Annotated in this window: 22 protein-coding genes; 14 read left to right on the forward strand and 8 right to left on the reverse strand. The window is 72.6% G+C overall.

The genetic code is table 11. From position 1 onward, the window contains the following. Positions 1–9: 9 nt before the first annotated feature. Genes ACTVZO_RS17520 through hutU form a run of 3 tightly spaced genes read right to left on the reverse strand, consistent with a single transcriptional unit; the run spans position 10 to position 4,222 of the window. Positions 10–1,365, reverse strand: coding sequence for a formimidoylglutamate deiminase (locus ACTVZO_RS17520; RefSeq protein ID WP_443299270.1), 1,356 nt, complete (start codon positions 1,363–1,365; stop codon positions 10–12). Continuing rightward, entirely contained in the window at positions 1,356–2,546 is a 1,191-nt protein-coding gene (locus tag ACTVZO_RS17525; RefSeq protein WP_443303202.1) for an allantoate amidohydrolase, read from the reverse strand. The genes ACTVZO_RS17520 and ACTVZO_RS17525 overlap by 10 nt, the downstream gene beginning before the upstream one ends. A gap of 11 nt (positions 2,547–2,557) precedes the next feature. Further along, positions 2,558–4,222: a urocanate hydratase gene (gene hutU / locus ACTVZO_RS17530; RefSeq protein WP_443299271.1), complete on the reverse strand. Its 1,665-nt coding sequence runs from the start codon at positions 4,220–4,222 to the stop codon at positions 2,558–2,560. A gap of 103 nt (positions 4,223–4,325) precedes the next feature. Here hutU and ACTVZO_RS17535 point away from each other — a divergent pair, with 103 nt between their 5' ends. Continuing rightward, positions 4,326–5,666 (forward strand): diaminopimelate decarboxylase, encoded by a 1,341-nt coding sequence (locus ACTVZO_RS17535; RefSeq protein ID WP_443299272.1) that lies wholly within the window; start codon positions 4,326–4,328, stop codon positions 5,664–5,666. A 52-nt stretch (positions 5,667–5,718) separates the two neighbouring features. Here the strand turns inward: ACTVZO_RS17535 and ACTVZO_RS17540 are convergent, their stop codons facing one another. Next, positions 5,719–6,561 carry a MurR/RpiR family transcriptional regulator gene (locus ACTVZO_RS17540; protein WP_443299273.1) on the reverse strand — a complete coding sequence of 281 codons (843 nt, stop codon included), beginning with the start codon at positions 6,559–6,561 and terminating at the stop codon, positions 5,719–5,721. Between the two features lie 141 nt (positions 6,562–6,702). Here ACTVZO_RS17540 and ACTVZO_RS17545 point away from each other — a divergent pair, with 141 nt between their 5' ends. Beyond that, positions 6,703–7,080: a hypothetical protein gene (locus ACTVZO_RS17545; RefSeq protein ID WP_443299274.1), complete on the forward strand. Its 378-nt coding sequence runs from the start codon at positions 6,703–6,705 to the stop codon at positions 7,078–7,080. A 339-nt stretch (positions 7,081–7,419) separates the two neighbouring features. Here the strand turns inward: ACTVZO_RS17545 and ACTVZO_RS17550 are convergent, their stop codons facing one another. Next, the gene (locus tag ACTVZO_RS17550) at positions 7,420–8,802 is read right to left on the reverse strand and encodes a cystathionine beta-synthase (protein ID WP_443303203.1); all 1,383 of its coding nucleotides are present in this window, start codon (positions 8,800–8,802) and stop codon (positions 7,420–7,422) included. A 134-nt stretch (positions 8,803–8,936) separates the two neighbouring features. On the opposite strand from ACTVZO_RS17550, the gene ACTVZO_RS17555 reads away from it, so the two are divergent. From ACTVZO_RS17555 to ACTVZO_RS17565, 3 genes are all read left to right on the forward strand, one after another. Beyond that, positions 8,937–9,974, forward strand: coding sequence for an SGNH/GDSL hydrolase family protein (locus ACTVZO_RS17555; RefSeq protein WP_443299275.1), 1,038 nt, complete (start codon positions 8,937–8,939; stop codon positions 9,972–9,974). A gap of 124 nt (positions 9,975–10,098) precedes the next feature. Next, positions 10,099–11,319 (forward strand): acetyl-CoA C-acetyltransferase, encoded by a 1,221-nt coding sequence (locus ACTVZO_RS17560; RefSeq protein WP_385063172.1) that lies wholly within the window; start codon positions 10,099–10,101, stop codon positions 11,317–11,319. A 384-nt stretch (positions 11,320–11,703) separates the two neighbouring features. Next, positions 11,704–12,534, forward strand: a complete 831-nt coding sequence (locus ACTVZO_RS17565) for a hypothetical protein (RefSeq protein ID WP_443303204.1) — start codon at positions 11,704–11,706, stop codon at positions 12,532–12,534. Here ACTVZO_RS17565 and ACTVZO_RS17570 read toward each other — a convergent pair. Continuing rightward, the gene (locus ACTVZO_RS17570) at positions 12,518–12,853 is read right to left on the reverse strand and encodes a hypothetical protein (RefSeq protein WP_443299276.1); all 336 of its coding nucleotides are present in this window, start codon (positions 12,851–12,853) and stop codon (positions 12,518–12,520) included. The two genes, ACTVZO_RS17565 and ACTVZO_RS17570, sit on opposite strands and share 17 nt — an antisense overlap. Positions 12,854–12,954: 101 nt before the next feature. Here ACTVZO_RS17570 and ACTVZO_RS17575 point away from each other — a divergent pair, with 101 nt between their 5' ends. Next, the gene (locus tag ACTVZO_RS17575) at positions 12,955–13,185 is read left to right on the forward strand and encodes a DUF4287 domain-containing protein (protein ID WP_069920555.1); all 231 of its coding nucleotides are present in this window, start codon (positions 12,955–12,957) and stop codon (positions 13,183–13,185) included. 105 nt (positions 13,186–13,290) lie between these two features. Here the strand turns inward: ACTVZO_RS17575 and ACTVZO_RS17580 are convergent, their stop codons facing one another. Beyond that, complete coding sequence (locus tag ACTVZO_RS17580; protein WP_443299277.1) at positions 13,291–14,145, reverse strand: Bax inhibitor-1/YccA family protein; 855 nt, start codon at positions 14,143–14,145, stop codon at positions 13,291–13,293. A 312-nt stretch (positions 14,146–14,457) separates the two neighbouring features. After that, positions 14,458–14,865 carry a helix-turn-helix domain-containing protein gene (locus ACTVZO_RS17585; protein ID WP_443299278.1) on the reverse strand — a complete coding sequence of 136 codons (408 nt, stop codon included), beginning with the start codon at positions 14,863–14,865 and terminating at the stop codon, positions 14,458–14,460. A 161-nt stretch (positions 14,866–15,026) separates the two neighbouring features. Between ACTVZO_RS17585 and ACTVZO_RS17590 the strand changes: the two genes are divergently transcribed. The 8 genes from ACTVZO_RS17590 (at position 15,027) to ACTVZO_RS17625 (ending at position 18,217) form a co-directional block, all read left to right on the forward strand. After that, positions 15,027–15,281, forward strand: coding sequence for a helix-turn-helix domain-containing protein (locus tag ACTVZO_RS17590; protein ID WP_443299279.1), 255 nt, complete (start codon positions 15,027–15,029; stop codon positions 15,279–15,281). Continuing rightward, positions 15,278–15,535 carry a hypothetical protein gene (locus tag ACTVZO_RS17595; protein WP_443299280.1) on the forward strand — a complete coding sequence of 86 codons (258 nt, stop codon included), beginning with the start codon at positions 15,278–15,280 and terminating at the stop codon, positions 15,533–15,535. The genes ACTVZO_RS17590 and ACTVZO_RS17595 overlap by 4 nt, the downstream gene beginning before the upstream one ends. A 97-nt stretch (positions 15,536–15,632) precedes the next feature. Continuing rightward, positions 15,633–16,049, forward strand: a complete 417-nt coding sequence (locus tag ACTVZO_RS17600; RefSeq protein WP_443299281.1) for a hypothetical protein — start codon at positions 15,633–15,635, stop codon at positions 16,047–16,049. Next, positions 16,046–16,534 (forward strand): hypothetical protein, encoded by a 489-nt coding sequence (locus tag ACTVZO_RS17605; RefSeq protein WP_443299282.1) that lies wholly within the window; start codon positions 16,046–16,048, stop codon positions 16,532–16,534. The genes ACTVZO_RS17600 and ACTVZO_RS17605 overlap by 4 nt, the downstream gene beginning before the upstream one ends. Further along, positions 16,524–17,060 (forward strand): hypothetical protein, encoded by a 537-nt coding sequence (locus ACTVZO_RS17610; RefSeq protein ID WP_443299283.1) that lies wholly within the window; start codon positions 16,524–16,526, stop codon positions 17,058–17,060. The genes ACTVZO_RS17605 and ACTVZO_RS17610 overlap by 11 nt, the downstream gene beginning before the upstream one ends. Beyond that, complete coding sequence (locus ACTVZO_RS17615) at positions 17,057–17,491, forward strand: hypothetical protein (protein ID WP_443299284.1); 435 nt, start codon at positions 17,057–17,059, stop codon at positions 17,489–17,491. Before ACTVZO_RS17610 ends, ACTVZO_RS17615 begins: the two co-directional genes overlap by 4 nt. Beyond that, complete coding sequence (locus ACTVZO_RS17620; protein ID WP_443299285.1) at positions 17,488–17,643, forward strand: hypothetical protein; 156 nt, start codon at positions 17,488–17,490, stop codon at positions 17,641–17,643. Before ACTVZO_RS17615 ends, ACTVZO_RS17620 begins: the two co-directional genes overlap by 4 nt. Positions 17,644–17,854: 211 nt before the next feature. Continuing rightward, positions 17,855–18,217, forward strand: a complete 363-nt coding sequence (locus ACTVZO_RS17625) for a hypothetical protein (RefSeq protein WP_443299286.1) — start codon at positions 17,855–17,857, stop codon at positions 18,215–18,217. The last annotated feature ends 32 nt before the right edge of the window (positions 18,218–18,249 follow it).

An 18,249-nucleotide genomic window follows, 5' to 3' on the forward strand; every position in this document is an offset into this window, starting at 1 on the left:
GCGGCACGGTCAGGACCGCAGGGCCGCGATCGCGTCGGACAGGGCGGACGGGACGTCCTCGACCAGGGTGTGGGCGCCGTCGCGGACCACGTGGCGGCCGCCGACCACCGTGTGGCGGACGTCCGCCGCCGTGGCGGCGAAGACGGCCGTCTCGGCGCCGAGCCGCGGCAGGGTCCCGGCCGTGCGTACGGAGTCCAGCGCGATCGTGGTGAAGTCCGCGAGCGCGCCCGCCTCCAGCCGGCCCGCGTCCGGGAGTCCGAGGGCCGCGTGGCCGTCCTCGGTGGCGGCGGTGAGCAGGGCGTTCGCCGTCCAGTGGCCCCGGGTGCGGCTGCGCAGGCGCTCGTTCAGCTCCATCGCGCGGGCCTCTTCGAGCAGGTCGATCACGGCGTGGCTGTCGCTGCCCAGGGACAGCGGGCTGCCCCCGTGCTGGAGGCGGGTCGCCGGGCCGATGCCGTCCGCGAGGTCGCGTTCGGTGGTGGGGCACATGCACGTACCGGTGGCGGTGCCGCCGAGGAGGGCGATGTCCGCGTCGGTCAGGTGCGTGTTGTGGACGCCGGTGGTGCGCGGGCCGAGCACGCCGTGGTCGGCCAGCAGCTGGGTCGGGGTGCGGCCGTGAGCGGCCTGGCAGGCGTCGTTCTCGGCGGTCTGCTCCGAGAGGTGGACGTGCAGGGGCGCCCGGCGTTCCTCGGCCCAGCCGGCCACGGTGGCCAGCTCGGCGGCGGGTACCGCGCGGACCGAGTGGATCGCGGCGCCGATCCGGGCGTGGTCACGGGGCTTGACCGCGCTCGCGCGCTCGGCCCAGGCCTCGGCGGTGCCGTCGGAGAACCGCAGCTGGTGGGTGTTGGGAGCCTGGCCGAAGCCCGCCGAGAGGTACGCCGTGTCCAGGAGGGTGATGCGGATGCCGGCCGCGGCGGCGGCCTCGATCAGGGCCTCGCCCATCGCGTTCGGGTCGGCGTACGGGGCGCCGCCGGGGGCGTGGTGGACGTAGTGGAACTCGCCGACGTTGGTGATGCCGGCCAGCGCCATCTCGGCGTACACGGCCCGGGCGAGCGCGAAGTAGCTGTCGGGGGTGAGGTTCTGGGCGACCTTGTACATGAAGTCGCGCCAGGTCCAGAAGGTGCCGGAGCCCACCTGGACCGTGCCGCGCAGGGCCCGGTGGAAGGCGTGGGAGTGCGCGTTGGCCAGGCCCGGGAGGGTCAGGCCGCGCAGGATCTCCGCGCCGGGCGGCGGGGCGTCCACACCGGTGCGCAGGGCGCCGATCCGCCCGTCTCCGGTGACCTCCAGGGCCACGCCCGGCTCGACGTGGGTGCCGAGCCAGGCGTGCTCCAGCCAGTACGTCGTCAGCACGTGCCCCTTCAACCGCATGCCAGGCCTTCCAGTACGTCGGCGAGTGCGAGGACTCCGGCGACGCAGTCGTCCTCGGCGGCGAACTCCTTCGGGGAGTGGGAGACGCCCGTGGGGTTGCGTACGAACAGCATCGCGGTCGGGACGGCCGCGGAGAGGATTCCGGCGTCGTGTCCCGCCCCCGTGCCGAGTACGGGGACCCCGCCGCCCAGGATCCGGTTCATCTCGTCGCGCAGGGAGTGCTCGAACTCGACGACCGGGGTGAAGGACTCCCGGACGACGCCGAGGTCGATGCCGTCCTGGTCGGCGCGCTCGCGGGCGGCCTTCTCGATGGCGGTGACGACCGTGTCGAGGGTGGCCTGGTCGGCGGCGCGCGAGTCGAGCCAGCCGCGCACCAGCGAGGGGATGGCGTTGACCCCGTTGGGCTCGACGGCGATCTTCCCGAAGGTGGCGACGGCCCCGGCGAGGGCCGCCTCGGTGCGGGCGGCCAGCACGGTCGCCGCGTACGTGAGCATCGGGTCGCGGCGGTCCACCAGGCGGGTGGTGCCCGCGTGGTTGGCCTCGCCGCGGAAGTCGAACCGCCAGCGGCCGTGCGGCCAGATCGCGGAGGCGATGCCGACGCGGTCCCCGGACAGGTCGAGGGCGCGGCCCTGCTCCACGTGCAGTTCGACGAACGCGCCGATCCGGGCGAGCCGTTCGGGGTCCGCGCCGATGCCGTCGGGGTCGTACCCGGCGGCCTCCATGGCCTGCGCGAGGGAGGTCCCGTCGGCGTCGCGGAGCTCGTACGCCTTCTCCTTGGTCAGCTGCCCCGCGGCGAGCCGGGAGCCGACGCAGGCGAGGCCGAAGCGGGCCCCTTCCTCGTCACCGAAGTTGGTGATGGCAAGTGGCCTGGCGAACTCCGCGCCCCTCCTGCGGAGTTCGTCCAGGGCCGCGAAGGAGGACACCACCCCGAGGGGGCCGTCGAAGGCCCCGCCGTCGGGGACGGAGTCCAGGTGCGAGCCGGTGACCACGGCGTCGCCCGCGAGGGGGTCGCCGAGCCAGGCCCACTGGTTGCCGTTGCGGTCGGTCTCGTACGTCAGCCCGCGCGCCTCGGCCTGCTCCTGGAACCAGGTGCGGCAGTCGGCGTCGGCGCCGGTCCAGGCGTACCGGCGGTATCCGCCGGTGTCCGCGTGGCGGCCGATGGGCGCGAGCTCGGCCCACATCTCGTGGAAGGTCACGCGTCGTCGCCCTCGCGCATCGGAACGCGCACGCCGCGCTCGTCGGCGACGGACTCGGCGATGTCGTAGCCGGCGTCGACGTGGCGGATGACGCCCATGCCCGGGTCGTTGGTGAGGACGCGGCGGATCTTCTCGCCGGCGAGCGGGGTGCCGTCGGCGACGGTGACCTGGCCCGCGTGGATCGAGCGGCCCATGCCGACGCCGCCGCCGTGGTGCAGGGAGACCCAGGAAGCGCCGGAGGCGACGTTGACCATCGCGTTGAGCAGCGGCCAGTCCGCGATGGCGTCGGAGCCGTCGAGCATGGCCTCGGTCTCGCGGTACGGGGAGGCCACCGAGCCGCAGTCGAGGTGGTCGCGGCCGATGACCAGCGGCGCGGCGAGGGTGCCGTCGGCCACCATCTCGTTGAAGCGCTCGCCGGCCTTGTCGCGCTCGCCGTAGCCGAGCCAGCAGATGCGCGCGGGCAGGCCCTGGAAGTGGACGCGCTCGCCGGCCATCTTGATCCAGCGGTGCAGGGACTCGTTCTCGGGGAAGAGCTCCAGCATCGCCTTGTCGGTCTTGTGGATGTCGGAGGCCTCGCCGGACAGGGCGGCCCAGCGGAAGGGGCCCTTGCCCTCGCAGAACAGCGGCCGGATGTAGGCGGGGACGAAGCCGGGGAAGGCGAAGGCGCGGTCGTAGCCGGCCAGCTGGGCCTCGCCGCGGATGGAGTTGCCGTAGTCGAAGACCTCGGCGCCCGCGTCCATGAAGCCGACCATGGCCTCGACGTGCCGGGCCATGGACTCGCGGGCGCGGGTGGTGAAGCCGGCCGGGTCCTTGGCGGCGTAGGAGGCCATGTCCTCGAAGTCGACGCCGACGGGCAGGTACGCGAGCGGGTCGTGGGCCGAGGTCTGGTCGGTGACGATGTCGATCGGCGCGCCCTCGGCCAGCATCTGCGGGAGCAGCTCGGCGGCGTTGCCGAGCAGGCCGATGGAGAGCGGCTTGCGGGCGTCGCGGGCTTCGACGGCCAGCTGGAGGGCGTGGCGCAGGTTGTCGGCCCTGACGTCCAGGTAGCGGTGCTCGATGCGGCGCTCGATGGCGCGCGGGTCGACGTCGATGCAGATCGCGACGCCGTCGTTCATCGTCACGGCCAGCGGCTGGGCGCCGCCCATGCCGCCGAGGCCGGCGGTGAGGGTGATGGTGCCGGCGAGGGTGCCGGCGAACTTCTTCGCGGCGACGGCGGCGAAGGTCTCGTAGGTGCCCTGGAGGATGCCCTGGGTGCCGATGTAGATCCAGGACCCGGCCGTCATCTGCCCGTACATGGTCAGGCCGAGCTGCTCCAGCCGCCGGAACTCCTCCCAGTTGGCCCAGTCGCCGACGAGGTTGGAGTTGGCGAGCAGCACGCGCGGCGCCCACTCGTGGGTCTGCATCACGCCGACCGGGCGGCCGGACTGGACGAGCATCGTCTCGTCCTGCTTGAGGGTCTGGAGGGTGCGGACCATCGCGTCGTACGAGCGCCAGTCGCGGGCGGCCTTGCCGGTGCCGCCGTAGACGACCAGCTTGTCGGGGTGCTCGGCGACCTCGGGGTCGAGGTTGTTCTGGAGCATCCGCAGCGCGGCCTCCTGCTGCCATCCCAGGGTGCTGAGCTCGGTGCCTCGCGCGGCACGTACGGGGCGGGGTCCTGACATGGCGGTGCCTCCTCCGATGTTGGTCAATCCATTCACATCCTGGCCCCCTGAATAGATTCAGTCAACAGCTGCGGGCGGCTCCTTCGGATGATGGGATGGCGGTATGGCTGCCGACGTGGACACGGGAGGCGCCGCCGCCCGCCGCGATCTGGCCGTACGGGCCGCCGTCGAGCAGGGGCTGCTGGACGGCGAGCCCCTGGTCTGCCTGCTGGACACGGCCGGGATCCGGGCCTCCGCCGCGGCCCTGACCGCCGCCTTCGAGGCCGCGCTGGCGCCCGGCACCCCCGTCCTGCACGCCTTCGCGGTCAAGGCCGCCCCGCTCGTCCCGGTGCTGCGGCTGCTGGCCGACGCGGGGCTCGGCTGCGAGGTGGCCGGCCCCGGCGAGCTGGCGCTGGCCCGGGCGGCCGGGGTGGGGGCGGACCGGACCGTCCTGGACTCCCCCGCCAAGACCGTGGCCGAACTGCGCGAGGCGCTGGCCCTGGGCATCGCCGTCAACGCCGACAACCGGCAGGAGCTGGAACGGCTCGACGCGCTCGTCGCCGAGGCGCACACGGCCTCCCCCGTCGGCGTACGGATCAACCCGCAGACCGGAGCGGGCACCATCGACGCCCTGTCCACGGCCACCGCGACCTCGAAGTTCGGGATCGCGCTGCGCGACCCGGGCGCCCGCGCGTGGCTGGTGGGGGCGTACCTGGACCGGCCGTGGCTGACCCGGCTGCACATCCACTCGGGTTCCCAGGGCGTCCCGCTGCCGCTGATCGCCGAGGGCGTGCGGGAGCTGCACGCGCTGGCCGAGGAGATCAACGCGGCGGCCGGACGCCGCCAGGTCGACACCCTCGACATCGGCGGCGGCCTCCCGGTGAACTTCACCTCGGACGAGCACACCCCGGCGTACGCGGACTACGTGGGCGCCCTGCGCGAGGCGGTCCCGGCCCTCTTCGACGGCTCGTACGGTCTGGTCACGGAGTTCGGCCGGTCGCTGCTGGCCAAGCACGGGGTGGTCGTGGCCCGCGTCGAGTACACCAAGACCACCGGGTCCCGGCCGATCGCGCTCACCCACGCGGGGGTCCAGCTGGCGACCCGCACCGTGTACGCCCCGGCGGCGTGGCCGCTGCGGATCCTGCCGTACGACGCGAAGGGCGCCCCGAAGGGCGGCGAGCCCGTGGCCCAGGACATCGCGGGCCCGGCCTGCTTCGCGGGGGACCTGCTGGCGAGCGCCCGGGAGCTGCCGCTGCTCGCGCCGGGGGATCTGATCGGCGTGCCGGACACGGGCGCGTACTTCTTCACCGCCCACTACGGCTACAACAGCCTTCCCCGCCCGGCGGTGCACGGCTTCGCCGTGACGCCGGCCGGCGCGGTGCGCTTCGCCCTGGCCCGGCCGTCGCAGACCCTGCCGGCGATCGTCGCCGAGGCGGGCGGCGCGTTCCGCGACGCCCTGCTGTGACCACGGCGCGGCGGCGCTGCCGGGGCTCCGCAGGGGCTACTCGGCCACGCGGCTACTCCACGAACAGGCCGCGTGCCGCGGCCCTGGCGTCGAAGGCCTCCAGCCGGGCCTGGGCACCGGGCAGCGCGTCCGCCATGGCCTCCAGCAGCACCCGCCCCAGCAGCATCGGCGCGCACGCCGTGTCGAAGGCCAGCCCGGTCCCCACCGGCGCCGGGATCAGCAGGTCCGAGTGGCGGGCCACCGGAGCGAAGGCCGAGTCCGCGACCGTCACCACCGTCAGCCCGGCCCGCCGCGAGCGCTCCAGTACGTCCACGACCTCCCGGGGATGACGCGGCAGCGCGAAGCAGAGCAGCGCCGAGGCCCCCGCGCCGACGGCCGCGTCGATCCGGTCCTCCAGCATCGAGCCGCCCTCGTCGAGGAGCCGTACGTCCGGGTGCACCTTCGCGGCGAAGTACGCGAACCCGCGCGCCTGCGAGGACGCCGCCCGCAGCCCGAGCACCGGGAGCGGGGTGGAGGCGGCCAGCAGCCGTCCCGCCTCCTGGACCGGCGAGGGGTCGGCGAGCACCGCCGCGAGCTGCCGCAGGTTCTCGATCTCGCCCTGCACCGCCTGCTGGTACTCGTTGTACGCGTCCTCGTGCGTGACGTCCTGCCGCTCGGCGGGGGCCACCTCGCGCAGGTGGCGGCGCAGGGCGGGATAGCCGTCGAAGCCCAGCGCCACCGCGAAGCGGGTCACCGAGGGCTGGCTCACCCCGGCCAGCTCGGCGAGTTCCACGCTCGACAGGAAGGGCACCTCCGCCGCCCCGCGCACCATGCAGTGTGCGATCCGCCGCTGGGTCGGCGTCAGCCGGTGCCCCTCGAACAGCTTCTGCAGCCGCGCGGCCGGGCTGTCGCTCATTCCCGTCCCCTCCGTCCCCATGGGTTATTCAGTCACCGAGCACTCTGCATGTGGTTATGCAGCTCGGCAAGCCGCGCCCGCGATACGGATACGGGGGCTAGCCCCAGTGCGGGGGCCCGCGGCGGTTCCTAACCTGTGGGCATGGACGCGCACGCCCGAGAGCTGAAGAAGGAACTCGACGCCACGCTGGACGCCCGGCGGGAGCTGGGCCCGGAGTACGAGGCCGCGCTGGTGGACTCGTTCGTCGAGAAGGTCGACACACAGGTGCGGCGCCGGCTGGCGGAGGAACGCCTGTCCGCGGCCCGCGTGGGCGGCGGGGACCGCCGCCCGGATCCGGCGGAGGGGAACTTCGGCGAACGCTTCGGCTTCGCGATCATCACGCTGGTGCTGGCGATCCCGCTGTCGGCGATCGCCGCCGCGCAGGCGGATCTGGCGGGCCTGCTGGTCGCCTGGGGCGGCATCCTCGGCGTGAACTTCATCCACGCCACCAAGCACTTCCGGCGGGGTCCGGCCGAGTAGCCGGGCCTGCGGGCCGCGGAGGAGTTGGCGCGGGGACCGCCGCACCCCGGGTTACCGGGGGCGGGACGACGGCGGTCCCCGCGACGGACACGGGCCGGGTCAGGGCCGTCCGCGTCCAAGGCGTCCACGCGGTCCGGGAGCCGCTCCGGAGGTGCGCAACGCCGTTCGGTGGTGCGGCCGGAGCGTTTGCGCTCCTGCCGACGAACACCACTGTGCCGGAGCCGTGTTAAGCCGGTGCTGCCGTCACGTGTCGGGCCCGTACCGATTGTGCGACCTCCCGAGGCGCGGCCGGGACGCGGGGCGCCGGAGCCCCCCGCCCCCTGCCGAGCGGGTCGCGGACTACTTGGCCGACTTGGCCAGGAACGCCAGCAGGTCCTGACGGCTCACGACCCCGGTCGGCTTGCCCTCGACCAGGACGATCGCCGCGTCCGCCTCGCCGAGCACCGCCATCAGCTCGGACACCGGCTCGCCGGAGCCGACCTGCGGCAGCGGGGAGCTCATGTGCTTCTCCAGCGGGTCGGTCAGCGAGGCCCGCTGGGCGAACAGCGCGGCGAGGAGCTCCTTCTCGACCACGGAGCCGATGACCTCGGCGGCCATGACGTCCGGGTGGCCCGCACCCGGCTTGACGATCGGCATCTGCGAGACGCCGTACTCGCGCAGGACCTCGATGGCCTCGCCGACGGTCTCCTCGGGGTGCATGTGGACGAGGGAGGGGATGCCGCCCTCCTTGTCGCTGAGCACGTCGCCGATGCGAGCGGCGGGCCCGGCCTCCTCGAGGAAGCCGTGTCCGGCCATCCACTCGTCACTGAAGATCTTGCTCAGGTAGCCGCGGCCGCTGTCCGGGAGCAGTACGACGACCACGTCGTCCGGGCCGAGGCCCTCGGCCGCGCGCAGGGCGGCGACGACCGCCATGCCGCAGGAGCCGCCGACGAGCAGGCCCTCCTCCTTGGCGAGGCGGCGGGTCATCTGGAAGGAGTCCTTGTCGGACACCGCGATGATCTCGTCCGTCACGTCCGGGTCGTACGCGGTCGGCCAGAAGTCCTCGCCGACGCCCTCGACGAGGTACGGACGGCCCGAGCCGCCCGAGTAGACCGAACCCTCGGGGTCGGCCCCGATGACCTTGACCTTCCCCCCGCTGATCTCCTTGAGGTAGTTGCCGGTACCGGAGATCGTGCCACCGGTGCCGACGCCCGCCACGAAGTGGGTGATCTTCCCGTCCGTCTGCTCCCACAGCTCGGGACCGGTGGTCTCGTAGTGCGAACGGGGGTTGTTCGGGTTGCTGTACTGGTCGGGCTTCCAGGCGCCGGGCTCGCGCGCGAGGCGGTCGGACACGTTGTAGTACGAGTCCGGGTGCTCGGGGTCGACGGCGGTCGGGCAGACCACGACCTCGGCGCCGTACGCGCGCATCACGTTGATCTTGTCCATCGACACCTTGTCGGGGCAGACGAAGATGCACTTGTAGCCCTTTTGCTGGGCCACGATGGCGAGTCCTACGCCCGTGTTGCCGCTGGTCGGCTCAACGATGGTGCCACCGGGCTTGAGGGCTCCGCTCTGCTCGGCGGCCTCGATCATCCGTACGGCGATCCGGTCCTTCACGGAGCCGCCGGGGTTGAAGTACTCGACCTTCGCAAGGACGGTGGCCTGGAGGCCTTCGGTCACACGGTTGAGCTTCACCAGCGGGGTGTTGCCGACGAGGCTGATCATCGAGTCGTGGAATTGCACCATGTTCTCCAAGGAGGGGACTCCACGGGTTCTCCGGGAGGCAGGGCCAGAGTATGCGGAAAGGGATTGGCCGACCGTCCGTACGGGGCAGGAAGGTCAACAGGAGCAGGCAGGGAAGCGAGGTGGCCTGAAGGGTGTCCAGGGCGAGAACGGCCCGCCGGATCGCGGCGGGGGCGGCGTACGGCGGGGGCGGGCTCGGGCTGGTCGGGGTCGCCGCGGTGGGACTGGTGCTGGCGGAGATGCAGTTCGCCAAGCGCACGGTGGGGAGCGGACTGCCGGATCCGCCGCGCGCGGACGGGCTGTACGGGAGCGAGTTCGGCGGGCCGGAACAGAGCCCGGGGCCGCTGCGCCTGGGCATGCTGGGCGACTCCACGGCCGCGGGGCTCGGCGTACGGCGGGCCCGCCAGACCCCGGCCGCCCTGCTGGCCTCGGGGCTGGCGGCGGTGGCGGAGCGGCCCGTGGAGCTGCGCAACGTGGCCGTCTCGGGCGCCATGTCGGACGACCTCGACCGGCAGGTGGGCCTGCTGCTCGACGGGCCCGCGGGCGAGGGCGCGCCCGCCCCGGACGTGTGCGTGATCATGATCGGCGCGAACGACGTGACCCGGCGGATGCCGCCGACCCAGTCGGTGCGCTGCCTGACCTCGGCCGTGCGCCGGCTGCGGCTCGCGGGGGCCGAGGTCGTCGTGGGCACCTGCCCGGACCTGGGCACGATCGAGCCGGTGTACCAGCCGCTGCGCTGGGTGGCCCGGCGGGTCTCGCGGCAGCTGGCGGCCGCCCAGACCATAGGGGTCGTCGCGCTGGGCGCCCGTACGGTCTCGATGGGGGATCTGCTGGGCCCCGAGTTCGCCGCGAACCCGCGCGAGATGTTCGGCCCGGACTCCTACCACCCGTCGGCGGAGGGGTACGCGACGGCCGCCATGGCCGTGCTGCCGACGCTGTGCGCGGCGCTCGGGCTGTGGCCGGAGTCCGACCGGCTGGACGTGTCCCGGGACGAGGACATGCTGCTGGTGGCGAAGGCGGCCTCGGCCGCGGCCGGCCAGGCCGGTACGGAGGTCACGGCGGCCCGCGGTCCCTGGGCCCTGCTCAAGCACCGGCGCAGGCGGCGGGTGCCGGGCGAGGAGCTCCCGGAGTCGGCGACGGCCTCCGCCACGGGGGTGTCGGGCCCGGCCTGACCGCCGCGCGCTCCGCGGACCGGCGGGAGCGACCGGTATCACACGTCCCGCCGGGTGAATTCGACCGTACGGGGCGGTAACTTCGCATGCGGTCCCGCAACGACGCACCCCCCTTGGAGCCCCGATGCCCGAAGCAGTCATCGTTTCCACCGCCCGCTCGCCCATCGGGCGCGCCTTCAAGGGGTCCCTCAAGGACATCCGCCCGGACGACCTGACCGCCACGATCATTCAGGCCGCGCTCGCCAAGGTTCCCGAGCTGGACCCGCGCGACATCGACGACCTGATGCTCGGCTGCGGCCTCCCCGGCGGGGAGCAGGGCCACAACCTGGGCCGCATCGTGGCCGTGCAGATGGGCATGGACCACCTGCCGGGCTGCACGATCACCCGCTACTGCTCCTCCTCGCTCCAGACCTCGCGGATGGCCCTGCACGCCATCAAGGCGGGCGAGGGCGACGTCTTCATCTCCGCGGGCGTCGAGATGGTGTCCCGGTCCGTGAAGGGCTCCTCCGACGGCCTGCCGGACACCCACAACCCGCTCTTCGCGGACGCGGAGGCCCGTACGGCCGCCGTCGCCCAGAGCGAGGGCGCGTCCTGGCACGACCCGCGCCAGGACGCCCTGATCCCCGACGCGTACATCGCGATGGGGCAGACCGCCGAGAACCTGGCCCGCCTGAAGGGCGTGACCCGCCAGGACATGGACGAGTTCGGCGTCCGCTCGCAGAACCTGGCCGAGGCCGCCATCAAGAACGGCTTCTGGGAGCGGGAGATCACCCCGGTCACCACCCCGGACGGCACGGTCGTCTCCACCGACGACGGCCCGCGCGCCGGCGTGACCCTGGAGGGCGTCTCGGGCCTCAAGCCCGTCTTCCGCCCCGACGGCCTGGTCACGGCCGGCAACTGCTGCCCGCTGAACGACGGCGCCGCGGCGCTGGTCATCATGAGCGACACCAAGGCGCGCGAGCTGGGCCTGACCCCGCTGGCCCGGATCGTCTCCACCGGTGTCACCGGCCTCTCCCCCGAGATCATGGGCCTGGGCCCGGTCGAGGCGTCGAAGCAGGCCCTGAAGCGGGCCGGCCTGACGGTCGGCGACATCGACCTGTTCGAGATCAACGAGGCCTTCGCGGCGCAGGTCATCCCGTCCTACCGGGACCTGGAGATCCCGCTGGACAAGCTGAACGTCAACGGCGGGGCCATCGCCGTCGGTCACCCGTTCGGGATGACCGGTGCCCGCATCACCGGCACTCTGATCAACAGCCTGCAGTTCCACGACAAGCAGTTCGGCCTCGAAACCATGTGCGTGGGCGGCGGCCAGGGCATGGCCATGGTCATCGAGCGGCTGAGCTGAGCCTGAGCGGAGGGTAGGGGTCGCCCGAGGAACGAGGGCGGCACCTGCCCGCAGCGGTGGCGAAGCTCAGCGCGATCGAAGAACCGAGCGGCTGAGCTAGTTCTGGGGCCAGGCGCCGCAAGGGATCCTTCTTGATCCCCTGCGGCGTACTGACGGCGAATCTAACCCCGTCGCGGCCGACCTGTGACCGAATCTCCCCCAGGATGTGACCTATCTCCTGGGGGATCGGCATTTGTGCAGGTCAGACGATATACGGAGGGGGGCTTCGGGACGAAAGGCCTGTCCAATTCATGACGTAATGCACTGCATGCCATTCCCAGGTCGGGTCAAGCTGATGTAGGAAGTCGGGGGATCGAATCAATCAGGAGTTAGTCAGTGAGCGCCATGTCTCTTGCCCTGCTGCTGACCACGGCCGCTGCCACGGCCGTGGGCGCTGCTGCGCTGCACGCCGTCCACGGTCTGCGTAAGCAGGTCACGGCCCTGCGCAGCGAGCTGGCGATGCCGGTCCACCCTCGCGGTGCGACCGTGCCGCACGCCCGCAGCGCCGTGCAGTCCCCCGCCGCCGAGATACGAGCCGCCGTGGCCGAGGCCCTCGCCGAGGAGCGCGAGCGCGAGCTGGCCGAGGCGCGGGCCTTCTGGGCCGCCCAGGAGGCCCGTGACGCCGCCGACGCCTCGCCGCGCCTCGCCGGGGAGACTCCCGGCGCCCTGCTGGGCGGTCTGCCCGGCCTGGGCGAGGACAGCCCGGTCTTCCTGCCCCGGCAGGCGGACCTGGTGGGTCTGGAGCCGGTGCTGGGCGAGGACGCGGCCGACGACTACCCGGAGGATTCGGCCGAGCTGGCCGCCGCCCGCCGGCGCCACCCCTCGCACCCCGACTTCGTACCGGTCCAGGCGCACCCCGGCGCGGACCACGAGCGCACCGTCAGCCGCCTCGAGGAGCTCGCGGAGGCCCGTACGGCCCTCGCGGACGTCCGCCCCGGCCCGCTGGGCACTCTGGACGTGTACGTCTTCACGGACGGCACCACGCTCTGCATGACCCCCGGACACCGGGAGACGGCGGAGCGGCTCGCCGAGGCCCTGCGCTCGGGCACCGCGCCGGTACTGCTGGGCGGCTCGGGCATCTCCGGCGCCTACGCGCTCACCTTCTCCTGCGGTGACGCCGAGGACCCGGACAGCAACGTCTACATCCTCGCGGACCGCGTCATCGCGTCGCTCTGACCTCCGCGCGCTCCACCAGCCGCACGGCCTCGTCCAGCATCCCGGACGGGGCCTTCGCGCCGTCCGGCCCGGATACGGAGCGCAGCGCCTCGGCGAGGTCCCGCCCGGCCACGGCCACCTGGTCCCCGACGACGAAGATCCCCGCGTCCGGCATCTCCCGGGGCGGGAGGCCCTCCAGGCTCCGCGCGCGGCCGGCCAGCTCCCGGGCCAGCTCCAGCCCCGCCGCCGCGGCCCCTTGCCGGAGGCGGCTCTGCGGCGCGGCCCTCAACCGGTCGGCGAAACGTTCCACGGCGGCGGTCAGGGGCGAAGTATCAAGCACCCGGCCGACCTTACGCGCCGTCCCGGCACCATTGCCAACGGGCGAACTCTCCGGCACGGTGGCGTGAAGAGAACAGCACGGCAATCCCTCCGGAGGCGCCCATGTCCGTAGAGTTCTCCGAGCAGACACACCGGAACATGATCGACAGAATCCCCCAGGCCACCGGTCGTGAGCTCTCCGACTGGCTCCGTACCGTGGACGAAGGCCCCTCCCTCGTCCGGTTCGAGGAGAAGGTCAGCTGGCTGCGCGGCGCGCACGAGCTGTCCTACGGCCAGGCCAAGGCGATCATCCACGAGTACGACCTGCGCAGAGCCGCACGCCGCTTCGGCTGAGCCCCCACGATCCCTGTCCCCCCGAACGCGGGAAGGCCCCGCGAGCAGCCGCTCGCGGGGCCTTCCCCCTGCTGTGGACGGCAGCTCGGGCGGCTGCCGGTCCTGCTAGTCGTCGCCCGAGAGGATCTGGAAGATGCGGAGCATCTCGAGGTAGATCCACACCAGGGTCAGCGTCAGGCCGAAGGCGGCCAGCCAGGCCTCCTCGCGCGGGGCGCCGTACGCCAGACCGTCCTCGACCTGCTTGAAGTCGAGGGCCAGGAAGCACGCGCCGAGGATGACGCCGATGGCGCCGAACAGCAGGCCGAGGCCGCCGCTGCGGAAGCCGAGGCCGTCACCGCCGCCGAAGATGGCGAACAGCGAGTTGGCGACCATGAGCAGGATGAAGCCCATGGCCGCGGCCATCACGAAGCCGGTGAAGCGCCGGTTGACCCGGATCCAGCCCATCTTGTAGGCGAGGAGCACGGCGGCGAAGACGCACATCGTGCCCATCACGGCCTGGATGACGACACCCGGGCTCATGTAGGTGCTGGTGGCCGCGCTGATGACGCCGAGGAAGACACCCTCCAGCGCCGCGTATCCCAGGATCAGGGCCGGGACGGGCTTGCGCTTGAAGGACTGGACCATGGCCAGGACGAACGCGACCAGGGCCGCGCCGATGCCGATGGCGTACGACTTGCCCAGGTTGGCCGGGTCGACCGGCAGCATGATCCAGGACAGGGTCGCCGTCAGGATGAGCACACCGAGCGTCATGCCCGTGCGGCTCACGACGTCGTCCATGGTCATCGCATTGGCACGCACCGGCGCCTGCGGCATGCCCGTGGCCGGGTCGGTCGCATACGGGTTCGTCGCATACGGGTTGGTCGCGGTCCCGGCCTGCTGGTGCTGCGCGTCAAACCCCGCGTAACCACCGTTGTCGCGGCTGAACCCCCGTCGCGAGAAGACCGGGTTACTGCTCCTCATCTCACTCCTCCATGGCCACCGAGCGCGGCCTTGCCTCAAGAGTAATGCGCTCGCAAAGAAAGCACCCTACTGCTGGAGGAGGATCTTAGGAGAAGGCACGGCAAAGCGCAGGGGATAAAAGGACCGGCCCCCGCGCCCTACGGAGTGCCCGGAGCCGGACTTGAACCCGACCCGTCACCCCTACTGACCTGGGGTGACGCTGCGGCCTGCGGGTTTCACCCGGTCTCGGCCTGCCTCGACCCGCTTCAACGGGGCTCGACCTGCCTCCGTGCTCCCAGGGGAACACGGAGGGAACACGGGCCTAACGGCGCGTCAGCTGGCCTTGCGACTCTCCTGCACAGCGGGCGGCAGTTTCTCGCCGAGGCGCCGGCGAACCTCCTCCTGCACCCGCTCGGGCAGCCCATTCAAGATCGTGAGGATGGCCTCCACTTGCGGGTCAGCGGGCGATTCCCCCTGCGCCTCGGTCACCTCGGGGGCAGGGCCCTCCGGCTGCACCGAGGGCTCGTCGCCGCGCTCGGCGACCTCAAAACCCCCGGTCACCCAGAGCAGGGCCCGCTCCAGCCCGCGGCGCGTGAGGTCGCCGCCGGCCTGCTCTCCCTTACGGACCGCCCGGAGGGTCTCGTAGGAGATGCCCGCCCGCTCCGCGACCTGCCGCCAGGTGAGCCCGAGCGCCACCCGCCGCCTGTCCATAGCGCCATCGAGTCCCGACGACTCCGGCATCCCTACACCCCTTCACCCGACAGTTCAACGCAGATTAGCGCAGGCAAGCGCAGCCCGTATCTGTACCCGTTCCCGTTCTCGCCAAATCTCCGCAAACGGATCTGCACAGATCACCGCAGATCTGTTGCCACCACTCTCGAATCTGCGTTAATCTGCGTCGTATGCCACAGAAAACCGCAGGAGAAGCGGGGCGTCTGTCCCTGCGCCACCGTCGCCTCGGCCTCGGTCTGACGCTGGTGGACCTCGCCAGCCGCTGCGCCGAGGCAGGAGTGCCGGTCTCTCACTCCCACCTCAGCAAGGTGGAGCGCGGGCTGTACACGCCGCGGCCGCACCTGCGGCTCGCCCTGGCCCGCCTCCTGAACCTGGACCCCCACGACTTCGACGCCGAGCCGACGGAAGGACACGTCGTCAGATGAGCAGCCTGCAGAACTACAAGCTTGAGCAGGTCGCCGAGCTCCTGTGCTGCTACCCGTCGTACCTCGAGGAGAACTTGGCGTCTCTGCCCCACCAGAAGATGGGCAAGGCGGTGGCGTTCGCCGAGGAAGACATCCTCGAGATCAAGCAGATGCACCGCGTGAGGCCGTCGCTCGCCGCCGTCCCGGCTGCCCCTGAGGGGTCCCCGGCTCTGGCGCAGATCCGCCCGAAGCGCGCGTCCCGCCGCTCGGGCTGACCAGCGGCCTCCGTCACTGCTGGGACTGCCCGGACCGGGCCTGGTCCGGACAGCCCCTACCGGCAACCTCACCACCTGCTGCGAAGCGAGGTACACCGTGAACGACCCTAACGCCCCCCGAACTGCTTCTACTGCTCCGGCCGTTGTCGCTCTGCTCTCCCTCCTGGGCCGCGCAGAGAAAGACCCCGCCTGCGAGCTCCTGATCACCGACGTCGCCTGGTCCGTGTCCCCGCACGGGGTGGCGATCGGCGGCAGCTACTGGCCGCTGGTGGACCCCGACGAAAACGCAGCCGCCAGCCTGCTGCAGGCGACCCGCGCACTCCTCGGCGGCACGCTGAGCGACGCGGGCGAGCGCTGCGACGCCGATCACACCTGGTACACCCTGCGCACTCACGTCGCCGGGATCCCCGTGCAGCTGCGCGCGGCCGTGCCCACGGTGACTGTCGAGCGCGAACTGCGGACGCGGATCGCCGAGTTGGAGGCGCGTGCCGCCGGACAGGCGCTGTCCCAGTGAGCCGCGAGACGCGCATCCGCGCCGCGGCCGGGGCGATGCGGGCCGCGATGGAGGCCGGTCACGGCACGCTGGATGAGCTCGCCGAATCGCTGGAGGACTGCTGCCTGCTGCAGTCCCCGGAGACCGCGGCCGCCCGGGCCCCGCGCATCGTCCAGCCGCCCGCGGCCCTCGCGGAGCGACACACGGTCGCTCTGGACGTCGACGAGGAGTCCCCGGCCGCAGACCTGGCTCTGCGGCTGCGCATGTCCCAGCCGGACGTGACGCACACCGACGTACGGAGCGCCACTGAGGTGCGGATCACCGTCCGTCCGCAGTCCGCCGACTGCCTGCGCTGGTGGCTCGGCCGGTTCGAGGCTGACCCCGCGAGCCGTACCTACGCCGAGGGCGCCTACACCGTGCGCGGCCACCGCGGGGACGTGACTGTCGCCCTGACCATCGTCGGCGACGACGTCGACACGTGGCTCGGGGCGCGACATGGCTCCTGAGCTGCCCTTACTTGCACTCGGCCTGCTCTGCCTCGTTGTGGAGCTCGCGCAGTACTGGGTGCGGCGACAGCTGGAACGGCAGCCGCCCTACCGGTTCCCACCGGTGACGCTGCCGGCCGCCGACTGGCTGATCAACCCCGGCAGCGGGCGGCACCGCCGCGGCGGCGCCCCGGATGCCTGGGCCGCCTGCCACACCACCCGCTGCGCCCACCTCACCACCCCTCACTCCCGTACCCCGGCCGGCCTCGAATGCGACGAGTGCGGCCATCTGATCCCCGGAGGAGCCATGCACAACTACGCCGAGTACGCCGACGAGGTGGAGCAGCCCACCCGCGAGGAGGAGAAGGCCGCCGAGATCACGCAGGACATTGCGGACGAGGAGCGCGCAGCCGAGCGAGAGCGGCTCTCCCCGGCCGCGCTGGAGGACGGCGACGGCTGTCACGCCGAGTTCATTGACGGGTCCTGGACGGACTGCGGATGCGAGGACTGCGCCGACCGCGAGGCCAGAGAGGAGTCGGACCTGTGAGGGCCTGGCTGAGTACCAACCGCCGACTGCGGTCCGAGGTTGCGCACCTCCGTGAGGAGCTGGCCAAGGCCAAGGAGCAGCCCGCGCCGCTCGTTGTGACAAGCAGCCTGCGGCCGGGCCCGCGCCCCGGACCGACGCCGGCCGCCACACCGCCGGCGCACGCAACGCGGACGGAGGAGGAGGAGCGGCTGCGCGGCGAGGTACGGGCGCTGAGGGAGCTGAGTACCCTGCCGGGTTCCCTGGCCCTCGCCCGGGACCGCCGGACGTGGCGCGAACGGGCCGGGGCCCTGGACGAGCTTCTGTGCAAGGCACAGAAGGACAACGAATCCCTGGACCGTGACCTGCGCGCCATGACCGCCCGGGCCACGGCGGCCGAGCAGCTGCTGCAGAAGGTCTCACGGACGGCCGAGCTGCGCGTGGGCCCGGCATGACCGGCAACCTGCCCGCCCTCGCCGTGCTCGTCCTGTTCGCCACTGGGTGCCTGGCGTGGCTGCTGGCCGCGGTCTTGGCCGCTGTCGGCCTGGCCCGCGCGCTCGTCGCCTCGTGGCGGGCCGCCGTAGCGGTCGCCGCTCGTCGGCTGTGACCGGCCGGCCCCGACCCTGCGAGTCCCTGGCCCTGCCCCACGGCCTGCAGGCCGCCCGCCTCTACCCGTGCGGGTGGCGCTGTGACCGGCACTCACCGAACGCCATGGCCGGGCGGCCCGAGACGCCGCCCGGCCCGGGCTGGCCCGCCGGGTCCTACCTCACCCGCACCACCGACCCCATCCCACAGCCCGACCCCGCACAGGAGGAACCGTGCCCATCCCGACCCCCCTTGACGTCGCCAGCCGCGCCCTGCAGCCCGCCACCGGTCTCGGGTCCACGTTCCGGGCCCGGTACCAGCAGGGCATCCGCTGCAGCAGGTTGATCCCGAACAGTCGGCTCGTCGCTCTCGCGCTGGCCTCGCTCGCCTCCGACGACGGGGAGATCCCGGCGAAAGCGCAGCCCGGGCTCGCCGGCCTCGTCGCCACCACGGGGCTGAAGCCTGGGCAGGTGGCCGTGAACCTCAGGGCGCTCGAGTCCCGGGGGTGGCTGGCCCGGCTGCACGGAGCGCAGTACGAGCGCGCGGTTTTCGAGCTGGCCCTGCCTCTGTACGTGAGGTCACGGCAGCTTAACTGACCGTCCTGCACCGCCGTACGACCTCAACACCG

It is taken from the genome of Streptomyces sp. IBSNAI002, from assembly GCF_052244475.1.
GTDB lineage: Bacteria > Actinomycetota > Actinomycetes > Streptomycetales > Streptomycetaceae > Streptomyces.

Excerpts from the sequence above, each read along its gene's own strand:
- ACTVZO_RS17520 (WP_443299270.1), bottom strand. The coding sequence starts at position 1,365 with ATGCGGTTGAAGGGGCACGTGCTGACGACGTACTGGCTGGAGCACGCC.
- ACTVZO_RS17525 (WP_443303202.1), bottom strand. The coding sequence starts at position 2,546 with ATGTGGGCCGAGCTCGCGCCCATCGGCCGCCACGCGGACACCGGCGGA.
- hutU (WP_443299271.1), bottom strand. The coding sequence starts at position 4,222 with ATGTCAGGACCCCGCCCCGTACGTGCCGCGCGAGGCACCGAGCTCAGC.
- ACTVZO_RS17535 (WP_443299272.1), top strand. The coding sequence starts at position 4,326 with ATGGCTGCCGACGTGGACACGGGAGGCGCCGCCGCCCGCCGCGATCTG.
- ACTVZO_RS17540 (WP_443299273.1), bottom strand. The coding sequence starts at position 6,561 with ATGAGCGACAGCCCGGCCGCGCGGCTGCAGAAGCTGTTCGAGGGGCAC.
- ACTVZO_RS17545 (WP_443299274.1), top strand. The coding sequence starts at position 6,703 with ATGGACGCGCACGCCCGAGAGCTGAAGAAGGAACTCGACGCCACGCTG.
- ACTVZO_RS17560 (WP_385063172.1), top strand. The coding sequence starts at position 10,099 with ATGCCCGAAGCAGTCATCGTTTCCACCGCCCGCTCGCCCATCGGGCGC.
- ACTVZO_RS17565 (WP_443303204.1), top strand. The coding sequence starts at position 11,704 with ATGTCTCTTGCCCTGCTGCTGACCACGGCCGCTGCCACGGCCGTGGGC.
- ACTVZO_RS17575 (WP_069920555.1), top strand. The coding sequence starts at position 12,955 with ATGTCCGTAGAGTTCTCCGAGCAGACACACCGGAACATGATCGACAGA.
- ACTVZO_RS17580 (WP_443299277.1), bottom strand. The coding sequence starts at position 14,145 with ATGAGGAGCAGTAACCCGGTCTTCTCGCGACGGGGGTTCAGCCGCGAC.
- ACTVZO_RS17585 (WP_443299278.1), bottom strand. The coding sequence starts at position 14,865 with ATGCCGGAGTCGTCGGGACTCGATGGCGCTATGGACAGGCGGCGGGTG.
- ACTVZO_RS17590 (WP_443299279.1), top strand. The coding sequence starts at position 15,027 with ATGCCACAGAAAACCGCAGGAGAAGCGGGGCGTCTGTCCCTGCGCCAC.
- ACTVZO_RS17595 (WP_443299280.1), top strand. The coding sequence starts at position 15,278 with ATGAGCAGCCTGCAGAACTACAAGCTTGAGCAGGTCGCCGAGCTCCTG.
- ACTVZO_RS17610 (WP_443299283.1), top strand. The coding sequence starts at position 16,524 with ATGGCTCCTGAGCTGCCCTTACTTGCACTCGGCCTGCTCTGCCTCGTT.
- ACTVZO_RS17620 (WP_443299285.1), top strand. The coding sequence starts at position 17,488 with ATGACCGGCAACCTGCCCGCCCTCGCCGTGCTCGTCCTGTTCGCCACT.